Below are 17,955 nucleotides of genomic sequence, written 5' to 3' on the forward strand. Positions count from 1 at the left end.
GCGGGTCCTAACGTCATCCGGACCGCCAGACCTGGTGGGAGTTCGATGGTGAACGTTAGGTAGCCCCCATGCTGACAATCCTCGGATTCGTCATGATCGCCACCTTCCTGGTGCTGATCATGATGAAGAAGATGTCGCCGATCGCGGCGCTGGTGCTGATCCCCGCCCTCTTCTGCGTGTTCGTAGGAAAGGGAGCACATCTCGGGGACTACGTCCTCGAAGGCGTCGGCAATCTGGCGCCCACGGCGGCCATGCTCATGTTCGCCATCGTGTACTTCGGCGTCATGATCGACGTCGGCCTCTTCGACCCGATCGTCCGGGGCATCCTGCGCTTCTGCAAGGCAGACCCCGTACGCATCGTGGTCGGCACCGCGCTGCTCGCCGCGATCGTCTCCCTCGACGGCGACGGCTCGACGACCTTCATGATCACGGTCTCGGCGATGTACCCGCTGTACAAGCGCCTCAAGATGAGCCTCGTCGTGATGACGGGCGTCGCGGCCACCGCCAACGGCGTCATGAACACCCTGCCCTGGGGCGGCCCGACCGCCCGCGCCGCGACCGCCCTGAAGGTCGACGCGGCCGACATCTTCGTACCCATGATCCCGGCGCTCGCCATGGGCCTCGTGGCCGTCTTCCTCCTCTCCTACGCACTGGGCCTGAGGGAGCGCAAGCGGCTCGGCACGCTCTCCCTTGACGAGGTCCTGGAGAAGGAGACCGCGGACGAGACGGTCCTGGTGGGCGCGGGCGGCGCCGACGGGCGTACCCCGTCCCTGACGAAGAAGACCACCGGGGGAGCGGGTTCGGGCACGGACGCCGAAGCCGCCTCCGCCGGAGGAGCCGACGCCGACGAGGACGACGGGTTCCAGGGGCTCGACCCCAACCGCTCCACCCTGCGCCCCAAGCTCTACTGGTTCAACGCCGGGCTCACCGTGGTCCTGCTCACCGCCATGATCATGGAGTGGCTGCCGATCCCGGTCCTCTTCCTGCTCGGCGCCGCGCTCGCCCTGACGGTCAACTTCCCGCACATGCCCGACCAGAAGGCCCGCATCGGCGCCCACGCGGAGAACGTCCTCAACGTCACCGGCATGGTCTTCGCCGCCGCCGTCTTCACCGGCGTCCTCCAGGGCACCGGTATGGTCGACAACATGGCCAAGTGGCTCGTCGACGCGATCCCCGAGGGCATGGGCCCGCAGATGGGCCTGGTGACCGGCCTGCTGTCCCTGCCGCTCACGTACTTCATGTCGAACGACGGCTTCTACTTCGGTGTCCTGCCGGTCCTCGCCGAAGCGGGCCAGGCGCACGGCGTCAGCACCCTGGAGATCGCCCGCGCCTCGATCGCAGGGCAGGCCCTGCACATGTCGAGCCCGCTGGTGCCCGCCGTGTACGTCCTCGTCGGCATGGCCAAGGTGGAGTTCGGCGACCACACCAAGTTCACCGTCAAATGGGCCGTACTCACCTCGCTCGTGGTGCTCGGCTCCGGAATCCTCTTCGGCATCATCTGATGCCATCGACACCGGGCCGAGCCTGGTTGCTGCGCCTCGTCATCGCCTTCAGCTTCGCGCAGGGGGCGGTGTCGATGGCGCGTCCGGCCGTCTCCTACCGGGCCCTCTCGCTGGGCGCCGACGAACGGGCGATCGGTGTCATAGCCGGTGTGTACGCCCTGCTCCCGCTCTTCGCGGCCGTGCCATTGGGGCGTCGGACGGACCATGGGCGGTGCGCACCGCTGCTGCCGATCGGTGTGGTCCTGATCTCCGGCGGGTGCGCGCTGAGCGGTACGGCGGGGTCGCTCGGCGCGCTCGCCGCCTGGAGCGGCGTGATGGGCCTCGGCCACCTCTGCTTCGTTATCGGCGCCCAGTCGATCGTCGCCCGGCAGTCCGCCCCCGACGAACAGGACCGTAACTTCGGGCACTTCACGATCGGTGCCTCGCTGGGGCAGCTGGTCGGGCCGATCGCCGCGGGTTCCCTCATCGGCGGGGACATGGGCCGCACGAGTGCCTTCGCCCTGCTCGTCTCGGGGGTGGTCGCGGCGGTCTCCTTCACCTCGCTGTGGCGCATCGAGCATGTGCGGCCGGGCGCTTCCGGCGCGGGGCGAGCGGCTTCCAAGGTGCCGGTGCTCGGGATTCTGCGCACCCGAGGGGTGCCCGCCGGGATCTTCATCAGCCTCGCGGTGCTCTCCGCGACGGACATCCTCACGGCCTATCTGCCGGTGGTCGGTGAGCATCGGGGCATCGCGCCCGCCACGGTCGGGGTGCTGCTCTCGCTGCGGGCCGCCGCGACGATCGCCTGCCGGCTGGTGATGACGCCGCTGATCAATCTCCTCGGCCGTACGGTGCTGATCGTCGTCACGTGTCTGCTGGCTGCCGTGCTGTGCGCGGGGATTGCGCTGCCGGTGCCTGTGTGGGGGCTTGGGGCGATGCTGGTGCTGCTGGGGTTCTGTCTGGGGGTCGGGCAGCCGCTGTCGATGACGACGGTCGTTCAGGCCGCTCCGGAGGGGGCGCGTTCTACCGCGCTCGCCTTGCGGCTCACGGGGAATCGGCTGGGGCAGGTGGCTGCGCCTGCCGGGGCCGGTCTCATTGCCGGGGTCGCGGGGGTGGCGGCGCCCTTTGTGATGCTTGGGGGGCTGCTGCTGGTAGCTGCTGGACTGGGGCTGAGGCGGGACCCTGCGGGGCCTTCCCCAACCCCGCCCCTTCCCGGCCGTGACATTTGCGGCTCCGCCGCGCGGGGGGGCTCTGCCCCCAGACCCCCGCTCCTCAAACGCCGGAGGGGCTGAAAGGTGCGAACGCCGGACGGGCCAGAGACAGCCCGTCCGGCGTTTGAGGACGAACGCGGCGAAGCCGGTGACAGACGACTACGGGACGAGCTTGAGCAGCCTGTTCGGAGAGCCGCTGCCCGCGCTCGTCACCTTGCCCGACGTGGCCCCGTTCACCAGCGCCGATGAGACCTGCGCGGGCGTGGCCGAGGTGTGGCCCGCCAGGTAGACCGCCGCGGCACCCGCGACATGGGGAGTGGCCATCGACGTACCGGAGATGGTGTTGGTGGCCGTGTCGCTGGTGTTCCAGCCCGCCGTGATGGAGACGCCCGGCGCGAAGATGTCCAGGACCGAGCCGTAGTTGGACCAGCTGGCCTTCGCGTCCGTGTTGCTGGTGGCGCCGACCGTGATGGCCGCGGGGACCCGCGCGGGGGACGACGAGGAGGCGTTGACGCCCTCGTTGCCCGCCGCGACCGCGTAGCTGACGCCGTCGGCGATGGAGTTCTTCACCGCGTTGTCGAGCGACGTGGAGGCGCCGCCGCCGAGCGACATGTTGGCCACGGCCGGGGCGCCGGCCGCGTGGTTGGAGGTCACCCAGTCGATGCCCGCGATGACACCGGCGGTCGTACCGGAGCCGTTGTTGTCGAGCACGCGGACCGCCACGATCTTGGCCTTCTTCGCCACGCCGTACGTCTTGCCCGCGATGGTCGTGGCGACGTGCGTGCCATGGCCGTTGCCGTCCTGGGCGGTGCTGTCACCGTCCACGGCGTCATAGCCGTTGACCGCGTGGCCACTGATCTCGGAGTGCGTGATGCGTACGCCGGTGTCGATCACGTACGCGGTGACGCCGGAGCCCGCGGTGTCCGGGTAGGTGTAGGTGCCGGACAGCGGCAGGCTCGTCTGGTCGATGCGGTCCAGGCCCCAGGGGGCGTTGGACTGGGTCGCGTCGGCCCGCACCTTCTGGTTCTGCTCCACGGAGGCGACCGCGGGGTCGGCGGCGAGCTGTCTCGCCTCCGCCGCGCTGAGGCTGACGGTGTAGCCCTTGAGAGCGGACTTGAAGGTCTTGGTCACCGACCCGCCGTACTCGGATATCAGGCCCTTGCCCTGGGCCGAGGCGGCACTGAAGCCCGAGCCCTTCTTCAGGGTGACGATGTAGCTGCCCTTCACGGCGTCGGCCGAGCCGGCCCCGATCACGGTGCCTTCGGCGGGGGCGGCCTGGGCCGGAAGGGCGGTGACCGCGCCGAACAGGGTGGCGGCGGTTGCGGTCGAGATCGCCGCGGCGATCACAGTCTTCTTGCTGCGCAGCATTGCCATTACGAGGGAGTCCTCCTCATAGGCGGCGCACGCCCTGGGGTCGGGCGGCGCAACTGTGGGGGCGTGTGCGTGATCGCACACACAGCCAGGAGCGGTGCGTTCCGCTCCCGGCGCGAGGAGCAGACTTGCGGTTCTACAGGCGTAGATCAAGGGAGTTGGCTACTTGTCATGTGTCTGTCACATGACTGCAATCGAATACCCGGCGAACGTGCGGGGGCCGGAACGTGTGCACGCCGCGACCACGCGTGGAAGGGGGCTCCGTCCGAGGTGGACGGAGCCCCCTTGCACGCGTGGTGGCAGCGTCGTCTCAGCCGAACCGCAGGATGCGCGGCGCGAAGGTCCCCCCGGGGCCCTCGGCACGGCCTACCGACCACACCGTCTCCGAGCCCGGCACCGGTGCGAGGCGCAGAGTCGAGGACTCGCCCTCCCCGGCCACCGCCGGTTCGCCGTACGGGGTGAACGCCTGTCCGTTCCAGGCGAGGAAGTCAGGCCCGGGGACGAGCGGCGGATAGCTGCCGGGCGGGCCGAACTTCTGCGAGCGGGCCACCGAGACCCAGCCAAGATCGCCGGACGCGGAGGGCGACAGCGAGCTGATCGCGCCGAAGTCGGTGGGCACGGCCACCTTGTTCCACGCCGTCCCGTCCCAGCGGACCAGCAGCGGCGGAATCGGCTTGCCCACCGGACCGCCGACGAACCCGGCCGTGCCGCCCGCCCACACCTCCGTGTCCGAGACCGCGAGGACACTGCTCACGCCCGACCGCGGGAAGCCGTCCACGATCGTCTGCTTCCACTCCTGCCCGTTCCAATGCGACACGGCCGCGCCCGAGTTGGTGTCGCCCGCGGCCCAGACGTCGTCGGCCGCCTTGACGTGCAGGCCGTACACCGCTCCCGGCGGCACCGGCACGTCCCGCCAGCCGTGCCGGTCCCAGCGCAGCAGCACCTGCGCGCCGTCCCGCGAACCGATCAGCCAGGTCTCACCGCCGCCGGCGGCGGCTCTGGTCAGCCGGACACCGCTCGGCGGCCGGCTCTCGGACCAGGCGGTGCCGTCGAAGCGGAGCAGTCGGGCGCCGCCCGCCGAGTCACGGCCGACCGCCCAGGCCGCGGTCGGTGAGGCCGCGGCGATGGACAGCAGCTCTCCCTGCCAGCCCTTACCGGGCAGGCTCTGGCGCTGCCACGCGGTTCCGTCCCAGCGCAGCAGCAGCGGGAAGCCCGGCGCCTCACGACCGACGGCGTCGGCACCCACCGCCCACGCCCGGTCAGGGCCGAACGCCACGGCTTCGTTCAGCCCGGCCTGCGGGCGTACCTGCGCCGGGACCGGGACGTGGTGCCAGGACCCCGTTTCCGCCGCCGCCGAGCTCATGACGGCGATGATGGTCATGGCGACAGCGAGGGCCGCGACGAGAAGTCTGCGTGCCATGGTCAGCCTCCAAGCCGCTCACTCATCAGGTTCGGTTTCGAGCCGTAGATCTCGACGGTCCCGAAGGACAGCAGTGAGGACCCGGTGGTCGCCAGCGCGAGCGGCTTGACGTCGATCGCGTTGGTGCGCTCCGGGCCGTACGAGAAGGTCGTGCGGGAGCCGTTCACCCGCGCGTACTTGGACTGGAAGGCGCGGTCGCTGCGCATCGGCAGCCACAGCGCGCCGTCCGGGCCGCGCACCATGCCCTCGGTGTAGGTGTCGCCGAGCGGCGGGTAACTGGTGTGCCAGGCATGGCCGTTCCAGGTCATCAGGTAGGTGCGGGGCTGGCCCTCGGAGTACTGGCTGCCGCCGATCGTGGCCCGGCCTGACGGTTCGAGCATCACCGTGTGCACGTTGCTGTTCGACGGAAGCGGCACCTTCGCGTCCCGCCACGCCGTGCCGTCCCAGCGCAGGATGGCGCTCCCGGTGCTGGTGTCCGCCCAGGCCCAGGCGTCGGTGGCCGTACGCGCGGTGATCCCCATCAGGTACTGCACGCCGTCCGGGGTGGACTGTGTGGTCCAGCCGGAGCCGTCGTAGCGCAGTACCTTCAGGCCGGTGTCGTCCTCGCCGACCACCCACGCGGCGCCCGGTACCGCGGTGAAGTCCTGGTAGACCCACAGGGTCTGCGGCAGCGGTACGGCGCTCCAGCCTGCCGCCGAGCGGCGCAGGATCTCCCCCTCACCGCCGCGGTTGTGGAAGATCCACACCTCCTTGCCGACGAACTGCACCTTGCCGAGCCAGCCCGGCTCGGCGGCGCCGGGGAAGGTGGTGTCCCGGCTCCACGCGCTGCCGTCCCAGCGGTACAGCATCGGCCGCATTCCATCGGCGGCGTGCTCGTACCCGCTCGCCCATGCCTCGCCAGGACCGCGGGCGGCGAGATCGGACACGGTCACCGGCGATGTCGCCGCCGGCGGCACGGGAAGCGCCGACCAGCTCGGCGCCGCGGCCGAGGCGGGCGACGCCACCGCGGTCGGCGACAGCGCCGCGGCACACGCGATCACAAGGCAGATGATGACCGTACGGAGACCGTTCACGGGACCTCCCCCACGCGAAGGCCGCTCAGCGTATTGGCATGTACCCGCCGTGAATAGACATCGCGCCGCGTACGCGCCGAAGACGCCCCTGGTGTCTAAAAACTATCAGCGCTAGTTTGGGGTGCGGACGACGACGTGCGGACGGCAATCCGACGTGCGGACGACAATCTGAGGAGAGCGATGAAGGCCCACGACGGCATGTACATCGGCGGCGCCTGGCGGCCCGCCGTCGGAACGGACACGATCACGGTCCTGAACCCGGCCGACGAGCAGTCCATCGGCCAGGTCCCCGCGGGCACGGCGCGGGACGTCGACGCGGCGGTGCGCGCCGCGCGCGAGGCCTTCCCCGGCTGGGCCGCGACCCCGCCCGCCGAGCGTGGCGCGCTCATCGGGGCGCTGCGTGACCAGCTCGTCGCCCGCAAAGACGAGATCGCCGAGACGGTGACGGCGGAGCTCGGCTCCCCGCTCCCGTTCTCGCAGATGGTGCACGCGGGCGTCCCGATCCTGGTCGCCGGTTCCTACGCCGACCTTGCCGCGACGTACGCCTTCGAGGAGAAGATCGGCAACTCCACCGTCTACTTGGAGCCGGTCGGCGTCGTCGGCGCGATCACGCCCTGGAACTACCCCCTCCACCAGATCGTCAACAAGGTGGCCCCCGCGCTCGCCGCGGGCTGCACGGTGGTCCTCAAGCCCGCCGAGGACACCCCGCTCACCGCCCAGCTCTTCGCCGAGGCCGCGCACGAGGCGGGCATCCCCGCCGGTGTCTTCAACCTGGTCACCGGGCTCGGCCCGGTCGCGGGTCAGGCGCTCGCCGAGCACGAGGGCGTGGACCTGGTCTCCTTTACCGGTTCGACGGCGGTCGGCAAGCAGATCGGCGCCACCGCGGGCGCGGCGGTCAAGCGCGTCGCCCTTGAGCTCGGCGGCAAGTCCGCCAACGTCATCCTGCCGAGCGCGGACCTGGCCAAGGCCGTCAAGGTCGGCGTCGCCAACGTCATGTCCAACTCCGGCCAGACGTGCAGCGCGTGGACCCGCATGCTCGTGGACTCCGCGCGCTACGACGAGGCGGTCACGCTGGCCGCGGCGGCGGCGGACAAGTACGGCTCCCGCATCGGCCCCGTCGTCAACGCCAAGCAGCAGGCCCGCGTGCGCGGTTACATCGACAAGGGCGTCGAGGAGGGCGCCCGCGTGGTGGCCGGCGGTTCCGAAGCGCCCGTGGACCAGGGCTACTTCGTACAGCCCACGGTCTTCGCCGACGTCACCCCCGAGATGACGATCGCCCAGGAGGAGATCTTCGGCCCGGTCGTCTCGATCATCAGGTACGAGGACGAGGACGACGCCCTGCGGATCGCCAACGGCACCGTGTACGGGCTCGCGGGCGCGGTCTGGGCCGCCGACGACGCGGAGGCGGTGGCGTTCGCCCGCCGCATGGACACCGGACAGGTCGACATCAACGGCGGCAGCTTCAACCCCCAGGCTCCGTTCGGGGGTTACAAGCAGTCCGGCGTCGGCCGTGAGCTGGGCCCGCACGGACTCGCCGAATACCTCCAGACGAAGTCCCTCCAGTTCTGAATCCCCTGCCCGCCAGCTCCCCGCACCTCCGCTGTCAGCCCTCTTAGGAGTACGTCACCGTGGTCCGCGCCGCTGTTCTGCCCGCCGTCGGCTCTCCCCTGGAGATCACCGAGATCGACCTGCCCGAGCCGGGCCCCGGCCAGGTGCGGGTGCGTCTCGCCGCCGCCGGGGTCTGCCACTCCGACCTGTCCCTCACCAACGGCACGATGCGCGTGCCGGTGCCCGCGGTGCTCGGACACGAGGGCGCCGGGACGGTTCTCTCCGTGGGTGAGGGAGTCGCACATGTCGCTCCGGGCGACGCGGTGGTCCTCAACTGGGCGCCGTCCTGCGGACGTTGTCACCCCTGCACGCTCGGCGAGGTATGGCTGTGCGTGAACGCGCTGGCCGGTGCGGCGGACGTGTACGCCAAGCGGGCCTCCGACGGCAGCGACCTGCACCCCGGCCTGAACGTCGCCGCGTTCGCGGAGGAGACGGTGGTCGCGGGCAACTGCGTGCTGCCGGCGCCGGACGGCGTCCCGCTCACGGACGCGGCGCTCCTCGGCTGCGCCGTGCTCACCGGATACGGCGCCGTCCACCACTCGGCGAAGGTCCGCGAGGGCGAGACGGTGGCGGTCTTCGGGGTCGGGGGAGTGGGCCTCGCGACGCTCCAGGCGGCGCGGATCGCGGGCGCCTCGCAGATCATCGCGGTCGATGTGTCCCCGGAGAAGGAGGAGTTGGCGCGGTCCGCGGGGGCCACGGAGTACGTGGTCGCCTCCGAGACGACGGCCAAGGACATCCGCAAGCTGACCGGCGGGCAGGGCGCCGACGTGGCCGTGGAGTGCGTGGGCCGCGCGGTGACGATCCGCACGGCCTGGGAGTCGACGCGGCGCGGCGGCCGTACGACGGTGGTCGGGATCGGCGGCAAGGACCAGCAGGTCACGTTCAACGCCCTGGAGATCTTCCACTGGGGGCGGACGCTGGCGGGCTGCGTCTACGGGAACTCGGACCCGGCGGTGGACCTGCCGGTACTCGCTGACCACATCCGGGCGGGGCGCTTCGATCTGAGTGTCCTGGTGACCGACCGGATCGCCCTGGACGGGATCCCGGCGGCCTTCGAGAACATGGTCGCGGGGAAGGGTGGGCGGGCGTTGGTGGTGTTTTAGCCCGCGGGTCACAAGATGTCCTCAAACGCCGGACGGGCTGAAAGATCCAGCCCGTCCGGCGTTTGTCTGCCGCGAACAGAACCCTGCGTGAACCGTTGACCACATACCCACCGGTCGGTACGGTCCCTGGACGTCACAGCACCCCCCACCCTGTCCCGTCCCCGGACCCCCCGGAGTGTGCTCCCCCATGGACCCCGCACCGTCCGTGCCCTCAGCGGCCCCCCACCCCGATTCGGCTCCACGCACGCAGGACCAGCAGGCGGATCCCCACCGCCGCAAGGTGGCGACCGCGGCAGCCCTCGCCTCGGCCGTCGAGTGGTACGACTACTTCGTCTTCGGCATCGCCGCGGCCCTCGTCCTCGGCGACCTCTACTTCCCCTCCGGCAGTTCCTCCGCGGGCGTGCTCGCCGCGTTCGCCACCTTCGCCGTCGGCTTCCTCGCCCGTCCCGTCGGCGGCATCATCGCGGGCCACCTCGGGGACAAGCGGGGCCGCAAACCCATGCTGGTCCTCGCGCTGACCCTGATGGGCCTCTCCACCACGGGCATCGGTCTGCTCCCCACGTACGAGACGGTCGGCATCGCCGCGCCGATCCTCCTCGTCACGCTCCGCGTGCTCCAGGGCATCGCGGTCGGCGCGCAGTGGGGCGGCGCGATGCTGATGGCCACCGAGTACGCCCCCGAGGGCAAGCGCGGACTCTACGGCAGCCTGGTCCAACTGGGCGTCCCCATCGGCGTGGTGACCGCCAACACGGTCTTCCTGGTCGCCGGTGCCGTCACCAGCGAGGGCGCCTTCGAGGCGTGGGGGTGGAGGGTGCCGTTCATGGTCGGCCTGTTCGTCCTCGTACTCGCCTGGTACATCCACACGCGCGTGGAGGAGACACCGGAGTTCCGTGAGGCCGAACGGGCCCTGGCCGAGAAGGAGAAGAGCCGGCAGGGCGAGGGCGGTGAGGGAGGCGAAGGGATCTCACCGCTGCGCACGATCCTGCGCCACCACCTCGGCACCGTCTTCCTCGCCGGTGGCTCCTTCGCCGTGAACACCGCGACGTTCTACATCATCATCACCGGCGTCCTCGACTACACCACCCGCGAACTCGACATGAAACGCAGCGCGGTCCTCACCGTCTCGCTCTGTGTCAGCCTCACCCAACTCGCCCTGATACCGGCCTCCGCCGCGCTCTCCGACCGCATCGGACGGCTGAGGATCTACGCCATCGGGGCGGCGGGGCTCGCGGTCTGGGCCGTGCCGATGTTCCTGCTCATCGACACCGGCTCACTGCTCTGGCTGGCTGTCGGCACCTTCGTGACCAGCTGTTTCCTCAGCATCATGTACGGGCCGCAGGCCGCGCTCTTCTCCGAGCTGTTCACCGCCGAGATGCGCTACACGGGGGCCTCGCTCGGTTACCAGATCGCGGCGGTGTTCGGCGGCGGGCTCGCCCCGTTCGTCATGGTGCTGCTCCTGGAGGCGACGGGCACCTCGATGGCCGTGGCCGCGTACATCATCGGCCTCGCGGTGATCGCGCTGATCTCCATCAAGGTGCTTGCGGGGCGGGCGGGTTCCCGCTGACGACAGGGGGTACGAGCGGGTCCGGCGCCGTTGCTTCCGACGGCGCCGGACCCGTCGTACGCAGCCGCGAGAAGGATTTGGCCGCTGCCAGGAACGCGAGGGTCGTCAGGACGAACGGCCAGGTGAACGTGTGGCCGCCGGACGGTGCCAGGAGCGCCGACATGGCCGAGCTGACGGCGGTCGCCGTGGCGGCGCCGACGACCGCGTACGCGAGGGTCGCGCCCCGTGCCGGAAGGAAGACGCCGCACAGCGCGAGCGCGACGAGCACCGAGTTGTATCCCATCGTGCCGTCCGCGATCTGCGCGGCCGGCGCCCCAAGGGCCCACGCCGAACCGATGCCGACGACGCTGCCGAGGCACGCCACGGCCCCCGCGCGACGACTCGCGACGAAGAGGCCCAGGAGCAGCACGGCACCGACGTACCACTGCGGCATGAAGAAGATCTGGGCGAAGTCGGCGAAGAACGCCCTTGCCAGATCGGTTAGTTGGAGCGAGGTGGGGCCCGTTGCCGCGCGCGTCAGCGCTGCCAGGGCGTCCCCGTTGTGCCAGATCCGCTCGAAGCCGGGCGCGGCGATCGTTGTCGCGCTCGCGAGCAGGCAGTACGGGAGCGTGAGCGAGGGGAGGTCCCAGACGGCCAGGAGGTTGGCCGCTGCCGCCGTCACGACGGTGACGACCACGCAGCCCGCGAGGGCCAGCGCCGCTGTGGAGAGGTGCCCGGCGCCGAGGAAGACGGCGAAACACAGCGCGGTGAGGCAGGCGTTGAAGCCTTCGAGGCCGGTCGAGACCCGGTCGTGCGCCGCCCCCAGGAGTCTCGCCGTGGCCGTGCCGACGGCGGTCCCGGCCAGGCCGTAGAGCCCGTACTCCCAGCCCGCCGCGAAGAGCGCCACGCAGAAGACGGCGCCCGCCGCCGTGCTGGGCAGGAAGGTCACCTGTGCCTGGCCGCGCAGGACGTGGGCGGCGAAGGACAGTGCCCCAAGTGGCAGACCCCTGGCATCCGTTGAGTGCCGCACGGCTCACTCCCGTGTTACGTCCATGTTTCACCGACAAGGCAGATGTAACTTACATCTACCTGTCGGAGGTGGCGAGACCGAGGTGCGTCTGAAGGGCGCGGGACCCGGCAGGCGTCACCCTGACCGCCCGCTCCGAACCGATCCGCACGCACCACCCGGCGTCCAGCGCGTGCCGGCACAGCGCCGCGCCCGCGACGCCCGCCAAGTGCGGCCTGCGTTCCGTCCAGTCGAGGCAGCCGCGGGCCAGCGGGCGCCGGCCGGTGCGCTCCAGGCCGATGCTCAGCTCCCCGAACCAGCCGAGCCCTTCGTCGGTGAGGGCGAACCCCGCGTCCTGCCGCAACAGGCCGCGCTCCGTCATCGCCTCGGTGATCGTGATCCCCAAGTGCCCCGCCAGATGGTCGTAACAGGTGCGCGCCCGCGCCATCGCCCCGCTCGCACCGGCCTCCCGCAGTGTGCGCGGCGGCCGGACCGCGGCGGCGTCCCGCGTCACGTACGAGGTCAGGTCCTCGATCAGCTGCGCCGCCCGCGCGTCGGCGAGCCGGACGTAGCGGTGGCGCCCCTGCCGCTCCTCGGTGAGCAGCCCGCCCGCGACCAGCTTCCCCAGGTGCTCGCTGATCGTGGACGCGGCGACCCGCGCGTGCCGGGCGAGTTCGCCCGCCGTCCACGCGCGGCCGTCGAGCAGGGCGAGCAGGCAGGCGGCGCGCGTCTCGTCGGCGATGAGCCCGGCGAGCGTGGCAAGGCGGGGGGCTGCGGGATCCGTCATGGCTCAAGGATGCGCCGGGAACGGTTCGGTCCGCGCCGAACCGTCACCGCGTGGGTGCCGCCACCTGCGCGTACTGGAGCGCGAGGCCGTCGAGCAGGGCCCGCAGGCCCGTCTCGAAGGCCCGATCGTCGATCTCCTGCTGGCGCTCGGCCAGGAGGTGCGCCTGGCCCAGATGGGGATAGTCGGCGGGGTCGTACGCGGTCTCGTCGTCCACGAAGCCGCCGGCGAACGAGCCGAGCGCCGAGCCCATGATGAAGTACCGCATCAGCGCGCCGATCGACGTGGCCTGCGCGGCGGGCCAGCCCGCGTCGACCATCGCCCCGAACACCGCGTCCGCGAGCCGCAGTCCGGCCGGGCGGCGCCCTGGCCCGCCTGCGAGGACCGGGACGATGTTGGGGTGCAGCGTGAGCGCCGCGCGGTAGGAGACGGCCCAGTCGTGCAGCGCCGTGCGCCAGTCGCGCTCGTCGTCGGCCTCGAACATCGACAGATCGACCTGTGCGCTCACCGAGTCCGCGACCGCCTCCAGGATCTGGTCCTTCGTGCGGAAGTGGTTGTAGAGCGAGGGTCCGCTGACCCCGAGCTCGGCGGCCAGACGGCGCGTGGAGACGGCCGCGAGGCCCTCGGCGTCCACGAGCGCGCGCGCCGTCCCGACGATGCGGTCTCTGCTGAGGAGGGGCTTGCGCGGTCGGGCCATGCGGCACATAGTAGGGCTGCCGCAAGAAACTAGCAGTGCTAATTTAAGTTTGTTCCACCGAGCCGACCCGAAGAGGTGCCCGCGATGAATCTGGAGCTCAGTGAGGAGCAGTCCGCCGTCCGGCAGCTGGCCAAGGACTTCGTGGCCCGCGAGATCGCCCCGCACGTGATCGAGTGGGACCGCGCCGAGAGCGTGGACCGCTCGATCGTGAAGAAGCTCGGCGAGGTCGGCTTCCTCGGGCTCACCATCGACGAGGAGTACGGCGGCTCCGGCGGCGACCACCTCGCGTACTGCCTGGTGACCGAGGAGCTCGGCCGCGGCGATTCCTCCGTGCGCGGCATCGTCTCCGTATCGCTGGGGCTCGTCGCCAAGACCATCGCGTACTGGGGGGACGAGGAGCAGAAGCAGCAGTGGCTGCCGGGGCTCACCTCCGGCGAGTACGTCGGCTGCTTCGGACTCACCGAGCCGGGGACCGGCTCCGACGCGGGAAACCTCTCGACGAAGGCCGTGCGCGACGGCGACTCCTATGTCATCAACGGCTCCAAGATGTTCATCACGAACGGCACTTGGGCCGATGTCGTGCTGCTCTTCGCGCGGACCGGCGACGCGCCCGGCCACAAGGGCGTCTCCGCCTTCCTCGTGCCCACCGACACCCCAGGCCTGAGCCGCCGCACCATCCACGGCAAGCTCGGCCTGCGCGGCCAGGCCACCGCCGAGCTGAGCCTTGAGGACGTACGGGTCCCGGCGTCGGCCATGATGGCGCCCGAGGGCAAGGGGTTCTCGGTCGCCATGTCGGCGCTCGCCAAGGGGCGGATGTCGGTCGCCGCCGGGTGTGTGGGCATCGCCCAGGCCGCCCTCGACGCGGCGGTGACGTACGCAGGCGAGCGCGAGCAGTTCGGCAAGACCATCGCCCACCACCAGCTGGTGCAGGAGCTGATCACCGACATCGCGGTGGACGTGGACGCCGCACGCCTGCTGACCTGGCGGGTCGCCGACCTCATCGACCGGGGGCAGCCCTTCACCACGGAGTCCTCCAAGGCCAAGCTCTTCGCCTCGGAGGCCGCGGTGCGCGCCGCGAACAACGCGCTCCAGGTGTTCGGCGGTTATGGCTACATCGACGAGTACCCGGCGGGCAAGCTGCTGCGCGATGCCCGCGTGATGACGCTCTACGAGGGCACGAGCCAGATCCAGAAGCTGGTCATCGGGCGCGCGCTGACCGGAGTCTCGGCGTTCTGAGCGTGCGTGACGGGCCTGCGAACTGAGTACGGGCGCTGAGTACGGGAGCGGATGTGGCGCGGCCCTGCCTGGGCGAGGCTCTGACCATGAGTGAGACACCGGTCAAGCAGCAGGGTTCCACCGCCTACTACGGCCAGGCGGTCGCGTCGTTCGCCGTGGCGCTCGGCGCGGTGGCGATCGGCATCTACAGCCTCGACGTCAGCGGCTGGATCCGCGCCTTCCTCGCCATCTCCGTCCTGTACCTGACGACGTCCGCGTTCACCCTCGCCAAGGTGATCAGGGACCGGCAGGAGGCCGACCAGCTCGTCAGCCGCGTCGACCAGGCCCGGCTGGAGAAGATCCTCGCCGAACACGACCCGTTCAAACCGGCCGTCTGACCGGCGGCCTAAGCGCTTGCTCACCGTCAGGGGTATGGTGTCCCTCCGAACGGCGGAAGGAGTGGGCGATGAGCGCGGCGGAGGAGACCGAGGTCGAGGTCGAGGACCAGCCATGGGGCGAGGTCACGCCTGATGCGGCGAGGCGGCTGCTGATCGCCGCCGTCGAGGCCTTCGCCGAGCGCGGGTACCACGCGACGACGACCCGGGACATCGCGGGCCGCGCGGGCATGAGCCCGGCGGCGCTCTACATCCACTACAAGACCAAGGAAGAGCTGCTCCTGCGCATCAGCAGGATCGGCCACGACAAGGCCCTGCACATCCTGCGCGCGGCGGCCGACGGTCCGGGCACGGCGGCGGACCGGCTCACCGACGCCGTGCGGTCCTTCGTCCGCTGGCACGCCGCCCACCACACCACCGCGCGCGTGGTCCAGTACGAGCTCGACGCGCTCGGCGACGAGCACCGCACGGAGATCATCGCGCTGCGCCGGCAGTCGGACGCCGCCGTGCGGGACATGATCAACGACGGGGTGCGGGACGGCGAGTTCGACGTCCCCGACGTGCCGGGCACCACGCTCGCCGTGCTCTCGCTCTGCATCGACGTGGCCCGCTGGTTCAACGTCGCCGGTCACCGGACGCCCGACGAGGTCGGCGCGCTCTACGCCGACCTCGTACTGCGGATGGTGGGGGCCCGGAAGGGCGCCTGACTCCCCGGGCGGGGCTCAGAAGTAGTAGCGGGACACCGACTCCGCGACGCAGGCGGGCTTCTCGCCGCCCTCGCGCTCGACGGTGACCACGGCGGTCACCTGCACACCGCCGTCCTTGGTCCGCTCGACCTCCTTGAGTACGGCGGTCGCCCGCACCCGGGAGCCCGAGGGCACAGGCGAGGGGAAACGGACCTTGTTGGTGCCGTAGTTGACCCCCATCTTCATGCCCTCGACCCGCATGACCTGCGGTACCAGGCTCGGCAGCAGCGACAGCGTCAGATAGCCGTGCGCGATGGTCGTCTTGAAGGGGCCCTGCGCCGCCTTCTCCGCGTCCACGTGGATCCACTGGTGGTCCCCCGTGGCGTCGGCGAACAGGTCGATCCGCTTCTGGTCGACCTCCAGCCAGTCGCTGTGTCCGAGCTGCTCGCCGACTCCGGCACGCAGGTCGTCGGGCGACGCGAAGATCCTCGGCTCTGCCATGTCCCTGGCCTCCTCAAAGTATTCGAACTAAGCGCTTGCTCAGCATGCTGTGTACGCCGACGTGTGTCAACGGACCAGGCATCTCTGCCGCCGGACCAGCCATTAGGGTCTGAGGGGTGCCCCAGATCCCAGAGAAGATCCACGAGCTCACGGTCGGCCAGCTTTCCGCCCGTAGCGGTGCCGCCGTGTCCGCCCTGCACTTCTACGAGTCCAAGGGCCTGATCAGCAGCCGCCGCACCTCGGGCAACCAGCGCCGCTACCACCGTGACACCCTGCGCCGCGTGGCCTTCGTCCGCGCCGCCCAGCGCGTCGGCATCCCGCTCGCGACCATCCGTGCGGCCCTCGACTCGCTCCCCGAGGAGCGCACCCCCACCCGCGAGGACTGGGCGCGCCTCTCGGAGGCCTGGCGCTCCGAACTCGATGAGCGGATCAAGCAGCTGGGGCGGCTGCGCGATCACCTCACGGACTGCATCGGCTGCGGCTGTCTCTCCCTGGAGACCTGCGTGCTCTCCAACCCGGACGACGTCTTCGGCGAACGCCTCACGGGCTCCCGTCTGTTGGTGGAGCGTCGGCCCCGGACATGACCCCGGGCATGACCACGGGCCGTTCCCGCGGCCCCAGATGGCGGAAGGCCGCGCTCAGGACCACCGCGGCGAGCGCACCGGCCGCCACTCCGCTGCCGAAGATCGTGTGCGCCCACGACGGCAGCGGCGCGTACAGCTCGGGGGTCATCACCGGCAGCAGCCCCACGACCAGGGCCAGCGCGACGACCACGCTGTCGGTGCCGTGGGCGAGGTCGACCCGGGAGAGCATGCTGAAGCCGAGGACGGCGATCACCGCGTAGATCACCAGGCCCGCCGCACCGATCACCGGCTCGGGGATGGCGGCGAGCACCCGCGTCAGCGGTGTCAGCAGCCCGCAGACGACGAGCAGCACGCCCGCGCCCGCGGTGACGAACCGGCTGCGTACGCGCGTCAGTTGGACGATGCCGATGTTCTCGGCGCTTGTCACCATCAGCGAGGTGCCGAAGACGCCCCCGGCGAGCGAGACGAGGGCGTCGGCCCGTGCGATGCGCGGTACGTCACGGCCCGCGTCCGGAGTGCGGCCCACCGCCTCGCTGTTGAGCACCGTCTGCCCCGTGGCCTCGGCGAGCGAGGCGAGCGCGAAGACGAGCAGCGGGAGCGCCGCGAGGAGGTCGAAGTGCGGGGCGCCGTACGGAAACGCGTCCGGCAGCGCGAAGGAGCTGCCGGACGCGAGGTGGATGTCCGTGCCGAGCAGGAGTGCGATGAGCGTGCCGCCCGCGAGGCCGAAGAGCACCGCCATCTGCCGCCACACGCCCCGCAGGACGAGGAAGAGGACGGCGATGACGCCGAGCGTCGCGAAACCGGCCCCCGGCCCCGACGCCACCATCGGTGCCGTCACCTTGATCATGTTGATGCCGATCAGGACGACCGTCGTGCCCATCACCAGCGGCGGGAACAGCCGCACCACCCTTCCGTAGAAGGGCAGTACGCAGATCAGGAAGGCCGCGGCGGTCAGTACGGACCCCGAGGCCGTGGCGGGCCCGTACTCCTTCCCGATCTGCAGGAAGATCGCCACCGCGGCCCCGCCCGGCAGCATCAGGAACGGCAGCCGGGCGCCGACGCGCAGCACCCGCACCCCGAGGGACTGGAGCAGCGCCCCGATGCCGCACAGCACCAGGGTGGCGCTGAGCAGCGAGGCCGTCTGGGCCGCGGACAGGCGCAGCGTCGTACCGATCAGGATCACCGAGGAGACGGGGGCGGCGATCCCGGCGAGCAGGTGCTGGACGGCGAGCGGGGCGAGGCGCGGCAGGGGGAGGCGCTCGTCGACGGCGGCCACCACG

Annotated in this window: 17 protein-coding genes; 9 read left to right on the plus strand and 8 right to left on the minus strand. The window is 71.0% G+C overall.

Annotated features, from left to right (window positions below):
* Positions 1–68: 68 nt before the first annotated feature.
* Both ACGFX9_RS35950 and ACGFX9_RS35955 read left to right on the plus strand, forming a co-directional pair.
* On the plus strand, positions 69–1,502 hold the full coding sequence (locus tag ACGFX9_RS35950) for a CitMHS family transporter (RefSeq protein ID WP_393483229.1): 1,434 nt from the start codon (positions 69–71) through the stop codon (positions 1,500–1,502).
* Entirely contained in the window at positions 1,502–2,770 is a 1,269-nt protein-coding gene (locus tag ACGFX9_RS35955) for an MFS transporter (RefSeq protein WP_393483231.1), read from the plus strand. Before ACGFX9_RS35950 ends, ACGFX9_RS35955 begins: the two co-directional genes overlap by 1 nt.
* 78 nt (positions 2,771–2,848) lie before the next feature.
* Here ACGFX9_RS35955 and ACGFX9_RS35960 read toward each other — a convergent pair whose 3' ends face one another.
* The 3 genes from ACGFX9_RS35960 to ACGFX9_RS35970 all read right to left on the minus strand — a co-directional run bounded on the left by ACGFX9_RS35960 (position 2,849) and on the right by ACGFX9_RS35970 (position 6,553).
* Positions 2,849–4,063, minus strand: a complete 1,215-nt coding sequence (locus tag ACGFX9_RS35960; protein ID WP_393483234.1) for a S8 family peptidase — start codon at positions 4,061–4,063, stop codon at positions 2,849–2,851.
* A 307-nt stretch (positions 4,064–4,370) separates the two neighbouring features.
* Positions 4,371–5,480, minus strand: a complete 1,110-nt coding sequence (locus tag ACGFX9_RS35965) for a hypothetical protein (RefSeq protein WP_393483237.1) — start codon at positions 5,478–5,480, stop codon at positions 4,371–4,373.
* Positions 5,481–5,482: 2 nt separating this feature from the next.
* Positions 5,483–6,553 carry a hypothetical protein gene (locus tag ACGFX9_RS35970; RefSeq protein WP_393483239.1) on the minus strand — a complete coding sequence of 357 codons (1,071 nt, stop codon included), beginning with the start codon at positions 6,551–6,553 and terminating at the stop codon, positions 5,483–5,485.
* Between the two features lie 180 nt (positions 6,554–6,733).
* On the opposite strand from ACGFX9_RS35970, the gene ACGFX9_RS35975 reads away from it, so the two are divergent.
* From ACGFX9_RS35975 to ACGFX9_RS35985, 3 genes are all read left to right on the plus strand, one after another.
* Positions 6,734–8,122, plus strand: coding sequence for an aldehyde dehydrogenase family protein (locus ACGFX9_RS35975; RefSeq protein WP_393483242.1), 1,389 nt, complete (start codon positions 6,734–6,736; stop codon positions 8,120–8,122).
* A 59-nt stretch (positions 8,123–8,181) separates the two neighbouring features.
* Positions 8,182–9,264, plus strand: a complete 1,083-nt coding sequence (locus ACGFX9_RS35980) for a Zn-dependent alcohol dehydrogenase (protein ID WP_393483244.1) — start codon at positions 8,182–8,184, stop codon at positions 9,262–9,264.
* A 187-nt stretch (positions 9,265–9,451) separates the two neighbouring features.
* Positions 9,452–10,828: an MFS transporter gene (locus tag ACGFX9_RS35985; protein ID WP_393483247.1), complete on the plus strand. Its 1,377-nt coding sequence runs from the start codon at positions 9,452–9,454 to the stop codon at positions 10,826–10,828.
* On the opposite strand, the gene ACGFX9_RS35990 is transcribed toward ACGFX9_RS35985, so the two are convergent.
* Genes ACGFX9_RS35990 through ACGFX9_RS36000 form a run of 3 tightly spaced genes read right to left on the minus strand, consistent with a single transcriptional unit; the run spans position 10,794 to position 13,294 of the window.
* Complete coding sequence (locus tag ACGFX9_RS35990; protein WP_393483250.1) at positions 10,794–11,837, minus strand: urea transporter; 1,044 nt, start codon at positions 11,835–11,837, stop codon at positions 10,794–10,796. The genes ACGFX9_RS35985 and ACGFX9_RS35990 overlap by 35 nt on opposite strands.
* Positions 11,838–11,892: 55 nt before the next feature.
* The gene (locus tag ACGFX9_RS35995) at positions 11,893–12,600 is read right to left on the minus strand and encodes an ArsR/SmtB family transcription factor (protein WP_393483253.1); all 708 of its coding nucleotides are present in this window, start codon (positions 12,598–12,600) and stop codon (positions 11,893–11,895) included.
* A 43-nt stretch (positions 12,601–12,643) separates the two neighbouring features.
* Positions 12,644–13,294, minus strand: coding sequence for a TetR/AcrR family transcriptional regulator (locus ACGFX9_RS36000; protein ID WP_393483256.1), 651 nt, complete (start codon positions 13,292–13,294; stop codon positions 12,644–12,646).
* 84 nt (positions 13,295–13,378) lie between these two features.
* Here ACGFX9_RS36000 and ACGFX9_RS36005 point away from each other — a divergent pair, with 84 nt between their 5' ends.
* From ACGFX9_RS36005 to ACGFX9_RS36015, 3 genes are all read left to right on the plus strand, one after another.
* Complete coding sequence (locus ACGFX9_RS36005) at positions 13,379–14,530, plus strand: acyl-CoA dehydrogenase family protein (RefSeq protein ID WP_393483259.1); 1,152 nt, start codon at positions 13,379–13,381, stop codon at positions 14,528–14,530.
* 86 nt (positions 14,531–14,616) lie between these two features.
* Positions 14,617–14,907 (plus strand): YiaA/YiaB family inner membrane protein, encoded by a 291-nt coding sequence (locus tag ACGFX9_RS36010; RefSeq protein WP_393483262.1) that lies wholly within the window; start codon positions 14,617–14,619, stop codon positions 14,905–14,907.
* A 68-nt stretch (positions 14,908–14,975) separates the two neighbouring features.
* Positions 14,976–15,611, plus strand: a complete 636-nt coding sequence (locus ACGFX9_RS36015) for a TetR/AcrR family transcriptional regulator (protein ID WP_393483264.1) — start codon at positions 14,976–14,978, stop codon at positions 15,609–15,611.
* A gap of 15 nt (positions 15,612–15,626) precedes the next feature.
* On the opposite strand, the gene ACGFX9_RS36020 is transcribed toward ACGFX9_RS36015, so the two are convergent.
* Positions 15,627–16,091: a MaoC family dehydratase gene (locus tag ACGFX9_RS36020; protein ID WP_393483267.1), complete on the minus strand. Its 465-nt coding sequence runs from the start codon at positions 16,089–16,091 to the stop codon at positions 15,627–15,629.
* A 116-nt stretch (positions 16,092–16,207) separates the two neighbouring features.
* Between ACGFX9_RS36020 and soxR the strand changes: the two genes are divergently transcribed.
* Entirely contained in the window at positions 16,208–16,675 is a 468-nt protein-coding gene (gene soxR / locus ACGFX9_RS36025) for a redox-sensitive transcriptional activator SoxR (protein WP_393483270.1), read from the plus strand.
* On the opposite strand, the gene ACGFX9_RS36030 is transcribed toward soxR, so the two are convergent.
* Positions 16,632–17,954 (minus strand): uracil-xanthine permease family protein, encoded by a 1,323-nt coding sequence (locus ACGFX9_RS36030; RefSeq protein ID WP_393483273.1) that lies wholly within the window; start codon positions 17,952–17,954, stop codon positions 16,632–16,634. The genes soxR and ACGFX9_RS36030 overlap by 44 nt on opposite strands.
* Position 17,955 lies beyond the last annotated feature (1 nt).

Origin of the sequence: Streptomyces sp. NPDC048436 (assembly GCF_043200355.1) — a bacterium.
In the GTDB taxonomy this organism is placed as follows: domain Bacteria; phylum Actinomycetota; class Actinomycetes; order Streptomycetales; family Streptomycetaceae; genus Streptomyces.